The 15,488-nt window shown below is 30.0% G+C and carries 15 protein-coding genes; 14 read left to right on the forward strand and 1 reads right to left on the reverse strand.

The genetic code is table 11. The features are described from left to right. Positions 1–113 precede the first annotated feature (113 nt). The 12 genes from AC5EAH_RS02995 to AC5EAH_RS03050 all read left to right on the forward strand — a co-directional run bounded on the left by AC5EAH_RS02995 (position 114) and on the right by AC5EAH_RS03050 (position 13,436). The gene (locus tag AC5EAH_RS02995) at positions 114–461 is read left to right on the forward strand and encodes a YlbF/YmcA family competence regulator (RefSeq protein WP_493493270.1); all 348 of its coding nucleotides are present in this window, start codon (positions 114–116) and stop codon (positions 459–461) included. Continuing rightward, positions 451–1,959 carry a coproporphyrinogen III oxidase gene (locus AC5EAH_RS03000; RefSeq protein ID WP_493493271.1) on the forward strand — a complete coding sequence of 503 codons (1,509 nt, stop codon included), beginning with the start codon at positions 451–453 and terminating at the stop codon, positions 1,957–1,959. The genes AC5EAH_RS02995 and AC5EAH_RS03000 overlap by 11 nt, the downstream gene beginning before the upstream one ends. A 9-nt stretch (positions 1,960–1,968) precedes the next feature. Next, complete coding sequence (locus tag AC5EAH_RS03005) at positions 1,969–2,910, forward strand: HD domain-containing protein (RefSeq protein ID WP_493493272.1); 942 nt, start codon at positions 1,969–1,971, stop codon at positions 2,908–2,910. Positions 2,911–2,921: 11 nt separating this feature from the next. Continuing rightward, entirely contained in the window at positions 2,922–3,725 is an 804-nt protein-coding gene (locus AC5EAH_RS03010) for an ATP-binding protein (protein ID WP_493493273.1), read from the forward strand. Then, a complete protein-coding gene (locus AC5EAH_RS03015; RefSeq protein ID WP_493493274.1) occupies positions 3,725–6,628 on the forward strand; it encodes an insulinase family protein in 2,904 nt (967 codons plus the stop codon). The genes AC5EAH_RS03010 and AC5EAH_RS03015 overlap by 1 nt, the downstream gene beginning before the upstream one ends. A 17-nt stretch (positions 6,629–6,645) precedes the next feature. Next, the gene (locus AC5EAH_RS03020; RefSeq protein WP_493493275.1) at positions 6,646–8,544 is read left to right on the forward strand and encodes a vWA domain-containing protein; all 1,899 of its coding nucleotides are present in this window, start codon (positions 6,646–6,648) and stop codon (positions 8,542–8,544) included. Between the two features lie 140 nt (positions 8,545–8,684). Further along, positions 8,685–9,326: an O-methyltransferase gene (locus AC5EAH_RS03025; RefSeq protein ID WP_493493276.1), complete on the forward strand. Its 642-nt coding sequence runs from the start codon at positions 8,685–8,687 to the stop codon at positions 9,324–9,326. Positions 9,327–9,336: 10 nt separating this feature from the next. Continuing rightward, positions 9,337–10,263, forward strand: coding sequence for a peptidase U32 family protein (locus AC5EAH_RS03030; protein WP_493493277.1), 927 nt, complete (start codon positions 9,337–9,339; stop codon positions 10,261–10,263). An 8-nt stretch (positions 10,264–10,271) separates the two neighbouring features. Continuing rightward, complete coding sequence (locus tag AC5EAH_RS03035; protein ID WP_493493278.1) at positions 10,272–11,552, forward strand: peptidase U32 family protein; 1,281 nt, start codon at positions 10,272–10,274, stop codon at positions 11,550–11,552. 5 nt (positions 11,553–11,557) lie between these two features. Further along, a complete protein-coding gene (gene udk / locus AC5EAH_RS03040; RefSeq protein ID WP_493493308.1) occupies positions 11,558–12,187 on the forward strand; it encodes a uridine kinase in 630 nt (209 codons plus the stop codon). A gap of 32 nt (positions 12,188–12,219) precedes the next feature. Next, on the forward strand, positions 12,220–12,708 hold the full coding sequence (gene greA, locus AC5EAH_RS03045) for a transcription elongation factor GreA (RefSeq protein ID WP_493493279.1): 489 nt from the start codon (positions 12,220–12,222) through the stop codon (positions 12,706–12,708). A 41-nt stretch (positions 12,709–12,749) separates the two neighbouring features. Beyond that, entirely contained in the window at positions 12,750–13,436 is a 687-nt protein-coding gene (locus AC5EAH_RS03050; RefSeq protein WP_493493280.1) for a 5'-methylthioadenosine/adenosylhomocysteine nucleosidase, read from the forward strand. 66 nt (positions 13,437–13,502) lie between these two features. Here the strand turns inward: AC5EAH_RS03050 and pssA are convergent, their stop codons facing one another. Then, on the reverse strand, positions 13,503–14,039 hold the full coding sequence (pssA, locus tag AC5EAH_RS03055) for a CDP-diacylglycerol--serine O-phosphatidyltransferase (protein ID WP_493493281.1): 537 nt from the start codon (positions 14,037–14,039) through the stop codon (positions 13,503–13,505). A gap of 103 nt (positions 14,040–14,142) precedes the next feature. Between pssA and asd the strand changes: the two genes are divergently transcribed. Both asd and AC5EAH_RS03065 read left to right on the forward strand, forming a co-directional pair. Then, entirely contained in the window at positions 14,143–14,919 is a 777-nt protein-coding gene (gene asd, locus AC5EAH_RS03060; RefSeq protein WP_493493282.1) for an archaetidylserine decarboxylase, read from the forward strand. Positions 14,920–14,990: 71 nt separating this feature from the next. Continuing rightward, entirely contained in the window at positions 14,991–15,479 is a 489-nt protein-coding gene (locus AC5EAH_RS03065; protein WP_493493283.1) for a YqeG family HAD IIIA-type phosphatase, read from the forward strand. Positions 15,480–15,488: the final 9 nt, after the last annotated feature.

The raw sequence follows: 15,488 nt of genomic DNA on the forward strand, positions 1-15,488 counted from the left end.
TTTTTAATGCTCAATCAAAAAAATAGTCTACATCGCAATTAATTCATTCAGTAAACTAGCCAATATTATTAATTTAAGGTATAATATAATTATAAAACTAGGAGGAATTTTATATGTCAATCAATATTTATGATTATGCTAATAATTTAGAAAGTGCATTAAGAAAAACAGAGGAGTATGCTTCTTTAAAAGATACATTTAAACATGTGGAAGAGGACGCTGCCGCAAAAACATTATTGGAGAAGTTTAGAAATTTCCAAATGAATTTTTATAATAAAATGCAAGCAGGAGAAGAGTTAACTGAAGAAGAAAAATCAGAAGCTCAACAATTACAAGAAGAAGCATTGGCAAATGACAAAGTAAGTCAATTAATGCAAGCAGAGCAAAGGTTAAATACATTAATTCAAGAAATAAATCAAATTGTAATGAAACCTTTAGAAGAATTATATAATGAAAAATAATACAAATAATTTTGTTGTTAAGGGATTAAATAAAGAAATTTATCGTTTAACTATTACTAATATTATTAATTTGTATTTTGAGGATGCTGATGTCTTTTTTGATCATCAGCCTTCTTCTTATTTAGCGTTAAATTTCACGGAAAAATCTCATCTTGATAAATGTCAATTTCAACTAATTCTGATAGATGAACAAAGTAATAGTTATACTTATAATAATGATGTTCAATTAGAAGGTTTGTCAGAAGATGCACAAAGAAAAACAAAAAAACATGCGATTAGTCGATTATTAATCACTGCATTAACACAGTATACTGGCATTGTGCAAGAATGGGGGATTTTAACTGGAATTCGCCCGACTAAGCTCTATCATAAATTATTGCAACAAGGTTTAACACATCAACAGATTCATCAACAATTGGCTGAACAATATTTACTTCATCCACAAAAATTAAAATTATTACAACAAGTTGTGACGGAACAATATAAAGTATTACCTGATTTATTTCATTTGCAAAATGAGGTAAGTATTTATATTGGGATTCCATTTTGTCCTACAAAATGTGCTTATTGTACGTTTCCTGCCTATTCTATTAAAACTGAAAAATTACGAGTGCCTGATTTTTTAGTAGGTTTACATGAAGAAATTAAAACAATAGGTCAATGGTTAACAAAACATAATATTGCTGTTACGACAATTTATTTTGGTGGTGGGACGCCAACGGCAATTACAGCTGAGCAAATGGATGCACTTTATGAAACGGTTTATCAATATATTCCAATGGCTAAAGTGCGTGAGGTGACGGTTGAAGCAGGTAGACCAGATACAATTACAGTAGATAAGTTATTAGTTTTAAATAAATATGGTATTGATCGTATTAGTGTTAACCCACAGAGTTTTACTGATGCAACTTTGAAAGCTATTGGACGTCATCATACAGTAGAAGAAACTATTAATAAATTTAAATTAGCTAGTCAATATCATATGAATAATAGAAATATGGATTTAATTGTAGGGCTACCTGGAGAAAATAGAACACACTTACAACATTCTTTAGAACAAATTAAGCAATTAATGCCAGAAAGTTTAACAGTACATACGTTAAGTTTCAAACGTGCGTCTATGATGACAAAAAACAAACAAAAATATCCTGTTGCTTCTCGCGAAGAGGTGCAGTATATGATGTCATTATCTCGTCAATTTGCCGAACAGCATCATTATTACCCTTATTATTTATATCGTCAGAAAAATATTTTAGGTAATTTAGAAAATATTGGATATGCTAAAGAAAAAATGGCAAGTTTATATAATATTTTAATTATGGAAGAAGTACAAACAATTATTGGATTGGGTTGTGGTGCATCAAGTAAATTAATTCATCCATTAACTAAAAAGATTGATAATTTCGCTAATCCAAAAGATCCGAAATCATACAATGAAAGTTACAAAGACATTATTAATAAAAAAATTAACAAATTAAATCAATTATACGATAAATAAGGAGGGCTTATGGAAAATATTAAAAATTTTAAAGCGGGTAGTAAAGTAGATCACTTTTTATTTATTAATAAAATTCAAATAGGTGTTACAAATCAAGGCAAAAACTATATGACGATTCAATTTCGTGATAAAAGTGGCGACATAGAAGCAAAACTTTGGGAAGTACAAGAAAAAGATAAATTACAATTAGTTAGTGGTAATATTATTAAAGTGCAAGGTGATGTAATCGATTATCGTGGTAAATTGCAAATGAAAATTGTATCTTATCGTTTGTCTCAAGAAGAAGATAATGTTACGGCTGAACAGTTTATGCAGGTGGCACCAGTATCTGTGCAAGATATGGGCCAAACTTTAAAATCTTATATGCAACAAATTGACAATCAAGTTTTACATGATTTGACGTATCATCTTATAAAAAAATATCAAAAAGAATTTTTTCAATTTCCAGCTGCAATGACGAATCATCATGATTTTTTCAGTGGACTAGCTTATCACTCTACAACAATGTTAAAAGTAGCAGAAGCATTAGTGACAATTTATCCATCATTGAATAAGTCATTATTGTATAGTGCCATTATTTTACACGATTTAGGGAAAGTGAAAGAACTATCGGGGCCAGTAAATACAACGTATACAGTAGAAGGAAATTTATTAGGACATATTGTTATTATGTCTGATGAAATTGCACAAGCAGCAAGAGAGTTAAACATTGATGTTGAGCAAGAAGAAGTTATTTTATTGCGTCATATGATATTGGCACATCATGGGAAATTAGAATATGGTTCACCAAAATTACCATTAATTCCTGAAGCTGAGATGATTCATTTTATTGATAATATTGATGCACGTATGATGATGTTTGATAAAAATTTAGCGACAGTAGAACCAGGTGAATTTAGTGAAAGAATTTTTCCTTTAGAAAATAGAAGCTTTTATAAGTCTAAAATATAGTGGGTGATAATATGACAATAACTACATATTTAAGTGCAGATGCACATACATTAAATGATGCGAAAATTATTATGGATATGCATAAAAATTTATTATTAAAAGGACCAACAGGTTCGGGTAAAACAAAATTGGCAGAATCTTTAAGTGAATATTTAAAGCAACCTATGTACAGTATTAACTGTTCAGTTGATTTAGATGCCGAAAGTATTTTAGGATTTAAAACAATTGAATATGATGAACAAGGTAAGCAACAAATTGTATTTGTTGATGGTCCTGTGATTAAGGCAATGAAAGAAGGACATCTATTGTACATAGATGAAATTAATATGGCGAAAGCAGAAACTTTACCTATTTTAAATAGTGTGTTGGATTATCGTCGTCGATTAACGAATCCTTATACTGGCGAAGTTATTGTGGCGCAACCAGGTTTTAATGTTATAGCTGCCATTAATGAAGGTTATATTGGTACATTGCCAATGAATGAAGCTTTTAAAAATCGTTTTGTTGTTTTACATGTGGATTATGCAGAAGGTCAAGTTTTAAAGAACATTATTCAACAACAATCGCAACTTCAAGATGAACACATCATTGATACGATGATCAAATTGACAAATGATATTCGAATTCAAGTGAAAAATGGTCAAATTTCAGAAGATGCAGCAAGTATTAGAGCTATTTTAGATGCTTGTGATTTGGCAACAAAAATGCCAGTAACACGTGCTATTCAGCGTGCTATTATTGATAAATTAGAAGATGAACGCGAACAACAAGCAGTCTATAATATTATGGACACCTGGTTTGAGGAGGAAATTTAATGACATATAATGAAGCATTTCAATTAATAGATCAACAATTACTGCCAGATGTTAATAGTGAAGGTTATTTATTTGAACATAAGAAAACGGCAGCTAAAATTGTTTTTATGTTAAATAAAGATGATAATAAGACATTTTCAATTAACTTTTCAACACCACCATATAATGATAATGGTATTGCACATATTATAGAACATTCTGTGTTATGTGGTTCTAAAAATTATCCATCAAAAGAGCCTTTTGTTGAATTAGCTAAAGGCTCATTAAATACTTTTTTAAATGCTATGACATTTTCTGATAAAACAATGTATCCAGTCGCATCTCGCAATCATAAAGATTTTAATAATTTAATGGATGTTTATTTAGATGCGGTATTTTTTCCTAATTTTTATGATAAAGAGACAACATTAATGCAAGAAGGTTGGCATTATCATCTTGAAAATAAAGAAGATGACCTGATTTACAAAGGTGTTGTTTATAATGAAATGAAAGGTGCGTTGTCAGGTCCTGAAACGATACTTTTTAGAAATATCGAGTCTGCACTGTTTCCCGATACAATTTATCGACATGAATCAGGTGGTGATCCAGTAAGTATTCCAACACTAACACAACAAAAGTTCTTAGATTTTCATCAAACTTATTATCATCCAAGTAATGCGTATGTTTTTATGTACGGTGATTTAAATATTAATGAACAATTATCACGTTTAGACAAAGTTTTAGACCAATTTGACATGCAACATATGGCATCGATTGAATATGATCAAAGACAATTAGACACAATTGAAAATCGTACATTGTATTATTCTGTAGCTGAAGAAGAACAGACAGATAATAAATTTTATTTTAATATGAGCTATGCTATAAATAATGTTACAGATAATATGAAATACTGGAGTTTATTAATTTTATCGGATGTATTATTTGCTGATCAATCGTCACCATTAAAAAAAGCATTGTTAGAATCTAAATTATCTGAAGATATTTTTGGTGGTTTTGAAGATATGTCAATGAAACACGGTGTTTTTTCAATTACTGCTAAACATATTTCACAAGAAAATATTGAAACATTTAACACATTAGTCATAACTACTTTACAAAATATTGTAGAACAAGGTTTAGATTTAGAGCTTATTGAAGCGAAAATTAATCGTGCTGAATTTAATTTACGTGAATCAGCTAATCAAGAAGGTTATCCAAAAGGTGTTATTTATGCAGTTAGTGCTTTAAGCACATGGTTATATGATGTTTCACCTTTTGAACGTTTTAAAATCGAACCTTTGTTTAAAGAATTACGTCAATTGAGCCAAGAAGGTTATTTTGAATCATTAATTGAACAATATTTATTAAATAATCAACATCAAATTACTTTGACATTAGTACCGAAAGTTAATTTGATTGAACAAAAAGAACAAGAATTACATCAACAGTTACAAGCCTATAAAGCACAGTTGTCTGAAGAACAATTAGATGATATGGTTATGACGACACAACGTTTATTAGAAGAGCAAAATAGAGAAGACAATGAAGAAGATTTAGCTAAAATACCTTTATTAACTTTACAAGACTTAGATAGAAATGTTGAAGAGTTAGCAATTACTGTGAAAGATCATGAGGCAAAATATTTACATTATGAAGGTCCGACTTCAGGTATTAGCTATGTACGATATTATTTTGATGCGAATACATTAACATTAGAAGATTTACCCTATGCTACATTAGCAATGTCATTATTAGCATATTTAGAAACAGATAATTATACAATTGATCAATTAATTATTGCTTTAAATAAACAAGTGGGCGGTATTAATTATGATTTTTCTATTTTAAGTGATAAAGATAATAATCTAAAATTTATAGTAGAAGGTAAAGCATTAGAAAGTAAGTTACCAGAATTAGTAGCATTAATTTTTGAAATTTTATTACATACTAATTTTGATAATAAATCTAAAATTTATGAACGTTTATTGATATTGAAATCTCGTTATGAAATGCAATTTAATCGTTCTGGACATATGGTAGCCATACAGCGTTTATCAAGTTATGTATCTTCTCAAGGTAAAATTGCTGATTTATTACAAGGATATAGTTATTATCAATTTTTAGTTGATACATTAAATAGTTTCGAAGAAAATTATGATCAATTACTAGCAAGATTGACAGGTGTAATGCGTAAATTAGTCACGCCACATCAATTGATTATTGGTGTAACAGGCAATCAAGCAACTTATCAGCAAGTACAAACATTAATGCCAACTTATTTAGCTCAATTACATTTAGAGAATGACTCATATCAAGAATTACAACCTAAATATCAAATTTCAAATGAAGCTTTTGTCGCTAATGAAGAGGTTAACTATGTTGCGCAAGGTGGTAATTTTAAAGAATTAGGTTTTAATTATACTGGTGCGTTAAAAGTATTAAAAACTATTTTAAGTTATGATTATTTATGGCAAACTATTCGAGTACAGGGTGGTGCTTATGGTGCGTTTAATGTGAGTAATCGTAATGGTCTGTTTGCTTTAGCTTCATATCGAGACCCTAATATTGATGAAACATTAACCAGTTATAGTCAATTAGTTGAATATATTCAAACATTTGATATTAATGAACGTCAAATGACAAAATATATCATTGGTACAGTGAGTGAATTGGATAGTCCAATGAGTGTGTCAACTAAAGGACGTGTAGCATTTAATCGTTATTTAATTAATCGTACAGTAGAAGAGTTACAGCAAGAGCGTAATGAAGTTTTAGATTGTACTTCACAAAAAATTCGTGACTTGGCAGAATTAGTTCAAGCTTGTTTACAAGTTGATGCCTATTGTGTTGTAGGTAATTCAACTAAAATTGATACGGTTGCCAATAAATTTAAAGAGATTAAACCTTTAATCAAACATTAGTAGAGGGGTGCAATAACATGAAGTGGATTGCATTTAATGATGAGAGAATAGATAGTTTTTTATTAATGGAAATGACTGATTTAGCTAAAACATTATGTGATAATGCTGAAGTTAAAGTGGATTTTAAAAAGTTTACTTATTTTGATTTTGAATCAAGTACGGTGAGTATTAGTCATTTTTGGAAACATCGTGAAAGACATATTGAAAGATTAGGACTAAAATCAGACATTTTTTTAACAACATTAGGTACTTTATATCATAGTGATATTAAAACAATTAAAGAATTTATAATAGAAGTTAAAGCATTATCACAATTATCTAGATTTGCGATACAATTATTCGTATTGTTAGAAAATCATCGTTTGATTGAGCTAGTACAACAACATCGTAAAGGGACTAAAAAAGCTTTTAAAATACGTCGTCAAACTTATTTAGAGTTTTTTCAATCTCAGAGAGAAGTTTATCGTACAAAAACAACATGGACAGATTTAGTTTTGATTGAAATTGCGATTGCAGTATTAACAGATAATTTCTATGATGTACCTCAATTTAATACAACTTTAGATGAAGTGATGTCTATGATTTACCATAAACTAAATAGTTTATATGACAATAAATCTACAGAAGATAGTGTGGACTTAACATTAAGTATTGTTTATTTGTTATCTGAACGCTTATCAGCAGATATGTTAAATGATTATTTTTATTTACCACAATTAGCTTATGAAAAGGTAAATGAAGATTGGACAATAGATGATCTATTACGTCGTGATAGTCAAACTGTTTTAACAGGTCATGATAGTAATAAACAAGCGGAAGCACAAGAAGAACAAGTAGGTATACGTCAAAGAAAGAGTGCTAAAACAGATGGCGCTTACATGCAAGCTGACATTGATCATGGCAGTAATGCTTTTGTTAAAGCCGATCAAGCACGTGAAGGTGATGAGTCTGATGAAGTAACGGGATTTGTAGAAGGTAAAGGACGTAGTCAGACATCTACACAAGATGATGACCATGAAGGAAGCCAAGTCGATGGTGGCAAAATGAAATATGGTTTTGCAAATCGACATGCGTATACAATCTGGGATGAAGTTGATAATACTAAAATAGATATTTTAACATATCAACGAGATGTAAAAGCAACTCAAGGTTATAGTAATAAATTAGTTAAAATGATTAATAAAACTTTACAACATAAAGAACAAGATCGTTATCATAATTTATTAAAAGGGCGTTTACAAAAACAATTAATTCCATTATTTACTGATGATTTTCCTAAAGTGTTTTATAAAAAGAAAAATCAATCACAAGAAATAGATGCAACATTTTTATTACTTGTAGATAATTCAGCTTCAATGTCTGATAAAATGGAAGAAACTAAAAAAGGCATTGTATTATTTCATGAATCTTTAAAATCATTGATGATACGTCACGAAATTATTGGGTTTTATGAAGATGCTTTTGAAGTGACAACGACGTCACAACCGAATCATTTCTTAAATGTCGTACCTTATCAACAAAGTTTATCATCAAATAGTGGTTATAATATCACATTGTTACAACCTATGGAAGATAATCGTGATGGTTATGCTTTAAGAATTGCGACAGAACAATTAATGAAAAGACCAGAACAACAAAAATTTTTATTAGTGTTTAGTGATGGTGAGCCAGCAGCCTTTGATTATGAAGCTAATGGTATTTTAGATACTTATGAAGCGGTCATTGAAGCACAACGACGCGGTATTTATGTTTTGAATATTTACTTAAGTCAAACAGAAATTACAGAAGCAGAACAACAAACAATGACGAATATTTACGGAAATCATGCGATTTTTATAGAAGGGGTAGAAAATTTACCCGCAGTATTAATGCCAATATTGAAGAAATTAATACTAGCATCAATACAAAAAGAATGAAGAAAAACCTAGGACTTACATTGTAAGACTAGGTTTTACATATGATTATTTTGTCAGTTATGCATAGAATTTTTAATGAAAAATTCAAACAAATATGCTAAAATAGATAAGATATAAATTATCTTAGAAGGGAAAGTATAATGACAGTCAATGAACAGTATATAAAATCTTTATTGCCAGAAAGTGATACTTTTTTTAAAGAGATAGAAAATTATGCACGTGTGCACAGTGTACCTATTATGGATAAAGCAAGTTTGGCAATGGTTTTACAATGGTTAAGATTAAAACAACCTAAGAAAATTTTAGAAATAGGGACTGCCATTGGTTACTCAGCTTTACAAATGACGTCAGTTTTACCTCATTGTCAAATTGTAACGATTGAACGAGATGAAGAAAGATATCAGCAAGCGCTTATTAATTTACAACAAGCACCATTTAAACATCATATTGTACCAATTTTAGAAGATGCGTTAGAATCATTTGACAAAGTACAGCAATATGGTGAATTTGATTGTGTTTTTATTGATGCGGCCAAAAGTCAGTCTAAAAAATTTTTTGAATTGTACGAACCATTATTTAGTAAAGATGTAATGATTATTACAGATAATGTGTTATATAAAGATTTTGTTGCGGATATTTCTGTTGTGCGTTCACGTAATGTTAAACAGATGGTACGAAAGATACAAAAATTTAATGAATGGTTAATGCAGCATTCAAATTATGATACTGTGATTATACCAATTGGTGACGGTGTAGCAATTAGTGTCCCAAGAAAGAAATAGAGGAGAATTTATGAAACCAGAATTATTAGTCACACCTAAATCTCTTCAACATATAGAAGAATTAATCGAAGTAGGTGCCGATGCTTTTATTATCGGTGAACAACAATTTGGTTTGCGCTTAGCAGGTCAATTTACTCGCCAAGAAGTAGCAACTGCAGTGCAATTAGCACATGCAGCCAATAAAAAAGTTTATGTAGCTGTCAATGCTTTATTTCATAATGAAAGTTTAACTGATTTACAAAATTATATTGAATTTTGCTATGAAATTAAAGTCGATGCTTTAGTCTTTGGGGACCCAGCAGTTATTACAATTGTTAGAGAACTTGGTATTGATATACCTTTACAGTGGGATACACATACAACAGGAACAAACTATTTTGTATGTAATTATTGGGGACAAAAAGGTGCCACTCGTGCTGTATTAGCTAAAGAATTAACTTTAGAAGAAATTGTTGAAATTAAAGAAAATGCTAATGTTGAGATTGAAGTGCAAGTGCATGGCATGTTATGTATGTTTCAATCAAAACGTAAATTGTTAGGTAATTATTTTATGTATCAAGATAAGGCGATGCTAATAGAACGCTATGAGAATACAGATAACTTAGTGTTATTCGATAATGAACGTGATAATCGTTATCCTATTTTTGAAGATGTTAATGGTACACATATTATGAGTCCAGCAGATTTATGTGGTATTGAAGAACTTGAACCTTTGTTCGAAGCAAATATTGATAGTTTTAAAATAGATGGTATTTTACATTCACAAAGTTATATTACAGCTGTGACAGATATTTATCGTCAAGCTATTGATACATACTATGAAGATCCTGAAGCATTTGAAGATGAAAAGTATGAATGGTATGCAGATATTGAAGTCTTACAACCTGAACTTCGTCCATTAGATACAGGTTTCTTCTTTAAAGCAACAATGTATTAGGAGGTAATATGAGTACACTAGTTAAAGATAAAATTTCACAAATTATTGATGGTAAAAGAGTAATTACTAAAAAACCTGAACTATTAATCCCAGCAGGGAATTTAGAAAAATTAAAAATTGCGGCACATTACGGTGCTGATGCTATTTTTCTAGGTGGTCAAGAATTCGGTTTGCGTTCAAATGCAGATAATTTTACTATCGAAGAAATTACAGAAGGTGCACAGTTTGCAGCTAAATATGGCACAAAATTATATATTACAACAAATATTTATGCACATAATGAAAATATGGTAGGATTAGAAGATTACTTAAAAAAATTAGAAGGTACAGGGGCAACAGGAATTATTGTTGCAGATCCCTTAATTATTGAAACTTGTAAACGTGTTGCGCCAAAATTAGAAATTCACTTAAGTACGCAACAATCACTAACTAATTGGAAAGCGGTCAAATTTTGGCAAGATGAAGGTTTAGATCGTGTTGTATTAGCACGTGAAACCGGTGCTGATGAAATTCAAGAAATTAAAAATAATACTGATATTGAAATTGAACAATTTATTCATGGTGCTATGTGTATTGCTTATTCAGGTCGTTGTACATTAAGTAATCATATGACAGCACGTGATTCGAATCGTGGGGGATGTTGTCAATCTTGCCGTTGGGATTATCAATTATTAGAAGAAGTAGAGGTTGATGATCAACAACCAGTATTTGAAGAACATGCAACACCATTTGCAATGAGTCCTAAAGATTTAAATTTAATTCAATCTATTCCTAAAATGATTGAACTGGGTATTGATTCATTAAAAGTTGAAGGACGTATGAAATCAATTCATTATGTTGCAACTGTAACATCGGTTTATCGTAAAGTAATTGATGCTTATTGTGAAAATCCAGATAATTTTATTATAAAATCAGAGTGGTTAAATGAATTGCATAAATGTGCTAATCGTGATACTGCCCCAGCTTTCTTTGAAGGTATACCAAGTTATAAAGAACAGATGTTTGGTAAAGAAGGTGGCAAGAAAACAAATTATGACTTTATTGGTTTAGTTTTAGACTACAATGAAGCAACTGGTATTGTGACATTACAACAACGTAATCATTTTAAACCAGGTCAAGAAGTAGAGTTTTTTGGTCCAGAATTAGAACAAAATTTTAGAATGGTTATTGATAAAATTTATGATGAAGATGGACAAGAACTTGATGCCGCACGTCATCCATTACAGGTGGTTAGATTTAAAGTACCACAACGTGTTTATCCAATGAATATGATGAGAAAGGAAATGTAATCATGATGAATAAGCCTACAATTATTGGTATTGCTGGAGGATCAGGTTCGGGTAAAACGAGTGTCACTCAAAAAATAATGGCTGCATTTGAAGGCCACTCAGTTGCTTTAATCGAACAAGATTATTATTATAAAGATCAGAGTGATATGACTTTTGAAGAACGATTAACAACTAACTACGATCATCCATTAGCTTTTGATAATGATTTATTAACTGATCATTTATATCAATTGTTAGCAGGTCAAAAGGTAGAATTACCTACTTATGATTATAAACAACATACACGTTCAAATAAGACAATACCAATGTCACCTCAAGATGTCATTATTATTGAAGGCATATTTGCACTAGAAAATCCTTTATTAAGAGATTTAATGGATGTTAAAATTTATGTAGATACTGATGCTGATTTACGTATTTTACGTCGTTTGCAGCGTGATATTAAAGAACGTAATCGAACAATGGAATCTGTCATTAATCAATATTTAGAAGTTGTTAGACCTATGCATATGCAATTTATTGAACCAACTAAACGTTATGCTGATATTATTATTCCAGAAGGTGGCAGTAATCATGTCGCAATTGATTTAATTATTACAAAAATAAAATCAATTGTAGCAAAATCAAAAGAATAACTATATAATAAAGATAACTACAAGAGAAAAAGGTGGAAAATATGGCACAAAAAGAATATCAAATGACCCAAGAAGGGTACGAAAAACTACAACAAGATTTAGAACATTATATAAAAGTTAGACGTCCAGAAGTTATTGAAAAAATTAAAGTTGCACGTAGTTTTGGGGATTTATCTGAGAACTCTGAGTATGATGCAGCAAAAGATGAACAAGGTTTTATCGAACAAAAAATTCTAGAAATGGAAGAAATGATTCGTTATGCAAAAATTATTCAACATAATGAAGATGATAGTCGTATTAATTTAGGGGCTGAAGTAACATTCAGAGAATTACCGAATGGTGAACCTGAAACATACAAAATTGTCGGAAGTGCTGAAGCAAATCCATTTGAATTTAAAATTTCAAATGAATCGCCTATTGCACAAGCTTTATTAGGACGTAATGTGGGTGATAAAGCATTTGTATCATTACCAACAGGCCCAGAAGATAAAATGGAAATTGAAATTCTATCAGTAAATTAAGATTGGGTTATCCCAATCTTTTTATGTAGAAAGGACATAATATGATTGCAATTATCGGTGCAATGGCACAAGAAATCGAAATTTTAAAAGAACAATTACAGCATAAAGAAGAGCAAACAATAGCACATATTAAATTATATCGTGGACAATTAGCAGGACAAGAAGTTGTTTTATTACAAAGTGGTATAGGAAAAGTGAATGCTGCTATTGCAACAACGATTGTATTATCAACATTTAATATTTCTCATGTAATTAATACTGGATCTGCTGGCGGTATTGATACAAAACTTGCTATAGGTGATGTCGTCATAGCTAATAATTGTATTTATCATGATGCTGATGCTACAGCATTTGGTTATCAAATAGGACAAATACCTCAAATGCCTGAATATTATGCTTGTGATTTACAATTAATTGAGCAATGTAAGCAAGTTATGTCACAATTTAATCATCATTATTTAATTGGTCAAATTGCAACAGGTGATTCATTTATCGCGACAAATGAAATGAAAAATCATATTAAAGACATTTTACCGGGTGTATTAGCAATTGATATGGAAGCGACAGCGATTGCACAAACTTGTCATCAATTTAAAACACCCTTTATTATTACAAGAGCAATTAGTGATTTAGCTAATCATGAATCCGAAATGTCATTTGATGAATTTTTACCAATAGCTGCTAAGCATTCTTCTCAAGTTGTTAATGCTTTAGTAGAAAAAATTTAATATAAGTATCATTAAAGTGATAGTAAAAATACTAGCCAGCTGAAAAAAAAGCTGGCTAGTATTGTATTAGAATTTTTTTATTTTAATACGGCTAATCATTAAATAACCTAATAAAATCATGATCATTGCAAAATTAAATGGTGTAATAAATTGGCGTGCGATTAAGAAAAATGTAAGTAAAACACCACATGCTGTAATAGGTACACCAGTAAAATTACCATCAGTTGTACCAATAATGTTGTAACGTGCAAGTCTAAATGCACCGCATACCATATAAAAAACAGTAATTAAACCATATAAATATACGATAGGATCATTAATTGGTAAAAATTGTGATAAGTAAATGCATAATGCTGGTGCGACACCAAAACTAATTACATCGCCCATAGAATCTAATTGTTTTCCAAGTTCAGAATCAATTTGAAATTTTCTAGCTACTTTACCATCATATCTATCGGCAATACCTGCGATAATAATGCATGCAATTGCCCAATTAAATTGTGCATTAATTGATAAAATAATGGAAATGCAACCAAAAATTAAATTTAAAATTGTAATTGAGTTAGCCAGGTTTTCATGTATTTTAGTTGAAAATTTTAACAAAATCATAAACCTACTTTCTGTAAGATGATAGTATTATTATAGCATATTAGAATTTAAAGTGATAGTATCATATATAGTCGATATATTTAAAAAAGGAGTTATTATGAAGAAAAAAGTTGTTAAAACTATGTTGAAAACATTAAGTCATCCTTTAATGGCTAATACATTGAGAAAAGTAAGTAAAAGTACTTTGAGTAGAAAAATTATTCCACAATATCAAAAAACATTTAATATAGATATGAGTGAAGTGGAGCAACCGATCACTGAATTTAAATCATTACATGAGTTTTTTATTCGTCGATTGAAACCTGAAACACGTCCTTTAGCTAATAGTGATTTAATTTCACCAGTAGATGGGACAATTGGCGATTATGGAGATATTACAGAAACCTCAACGATTATGGTAAAAGGTCATTCATTTTCAGTTGCAGAAATATTAGGTGATGCTAGTTTAGCACAACAATTTGTTCACGGTAAATATATGATGATATATTTAAGTCCGGCTGATTATCATCGAATTCATGCTTTAAGTGATGCTCATTTAGAAAAAGAATATTTTTTAGGGCAAGCTTCATATCCAGTTAATGAATTAGGTTATACTTATGGTGAACAAATTTTAGAAACGAATTATCGTTTGATTCAATTATTAAAAGATAAACAAACCGAACACGAGTATATTAAAATTGACGTTGGTGCTTTAAATGTAAATTCAATCGAAGTAACTTATGAATCGCCAGAGTGGGTAAAAGGACAAGAAGTAGGTTATTTTTCATTCGGTTCAACTGTTGTGTTATTATTTAAATCACAAACTATTGAATGGCATTTTATGACTAGTGACGGCACAATCAAAATGGGAGAAAAGTTAGCTAACTTTATCTAAACTAGGTAGTATCTATCGCGGTAAAAACATGATACAATATATAAATGATATTAATGAAAAGGAGCCTTATCGTGTTAAAAAAATATTTTAAACCTAGTCTAAGCGTCAATTCAATTTATGATATTACACCACAATTATTAGCCCAATATGGCTTAACGGCATTAGTATGTGACTTAGATAATACTTTAGTTGGCTGGGATGTTATTTATCCGACTAAAGAAATAAAAAAATGGTTAAATGAGATGAAGGCAGCTAATATTGAAATAATTATTGTTTCTAATAATAATAGTCAACGTGTAGCAGTATTTTGTGATACTTTAGATATATCTTTTGTTGCTAATGCCAAAAAACCTTTGAATTCAGGTTTTTTAACAGCTATGCGACAATTAAATGCACCACTTTCTGAAATTGGCATTGTGGGTGATCAATTATTAACAGATATTTTAGGTGCAAATAGATTACATGTATTCAATATTTTAGTTAATCCAATTAAAAAAACAGATGGTTTAATCACAAAAGGTAATCGTTTTATTGAAAAACAAATTAAAAGATTTATTTAATAGGAGAAA

The organism is Staphylococcus sp. B1(2026), assembly GCF_058895785.1.

Coding starts and splice junctions, on each gene's coding strand:
- AC5EAH_RS02995 (WP_493493270.1), top strand. CDS start 114: ATGTCAATCAATATTTATGATTATGCTAATAATTTAGAAAGTGCATTA.
- AC5EAH_RS03000 (WP_493493271.1), top strand. CDS start 451: ATGAAAAATAATACAAATAATTTTGTTGTTAAGGGATTAAATAAAGAA.
- AC5EAH_RS03005 (WP_493493272.1), top strand. CDS start 1,969: ATGGAAAATATTAAAAATTTTAAAGCGGGTAGTAAAGTAGATCACTTT.
- AC5EAH_RS03010 (WP_493493273.1), top strand. CDS start 2,922: ATGACAATAACTACATATTTAAGTGCAGATGCACATACATTAAATGAT.
- AC5EAH_RS03015 (WP_493493274.1), top strand. CDS start 3,725: ATGACATATAATGAAGCATTTCAATTAATAGATCAACAATTACTGCCA.
- AC5EAH_RS03020 (WP_493493275.1), top strand. CDS start 6,646: ATGAAGTGGATTGCATTTAATGATGAGAGAATAGATAGTTTTTTATTA.
- AC5EAH_RS03025 (WP_493493276.1), top strand. CDS start 8,685: ATGACAGTCAATGAACAGTATATAAAATCTTTATTGCCAGAAAGTGAT.
- AC5EAH_RS03030 (WP_493493277.1), top strand. CDS start 9,337: ATGAAACCAGAATTATTAGTCACACCTAAATCTCTTCAACATATAGAA.
- AC5EAH_RS03035 (WP_493493278.1), top strand. CDS start 10,272: ATGAGTACACTAGTTAAAGATAAAATTTCACAAATTATTGATGGTAAA.
- udk (WP_493493308.1), top strand. CDS start 11,558: ATGAATAAGCCTACAATTATTGGTATTGCTGGAGGATCAGGTTCGGGT.
- AC5EAH_RS03050 (WP_493493280.1), top strand. CDS start 12,750: ATGATTGCAATTATCGGTGCAATGGCACAAGAAATCGAAATTTTAAAA.
- asd (WP_493493282.1), top strand. CDS start 14,143: ATGAAGAAAAAAGTTGTTAAAACTATGTTGAAAACATTAAGTCATCCT.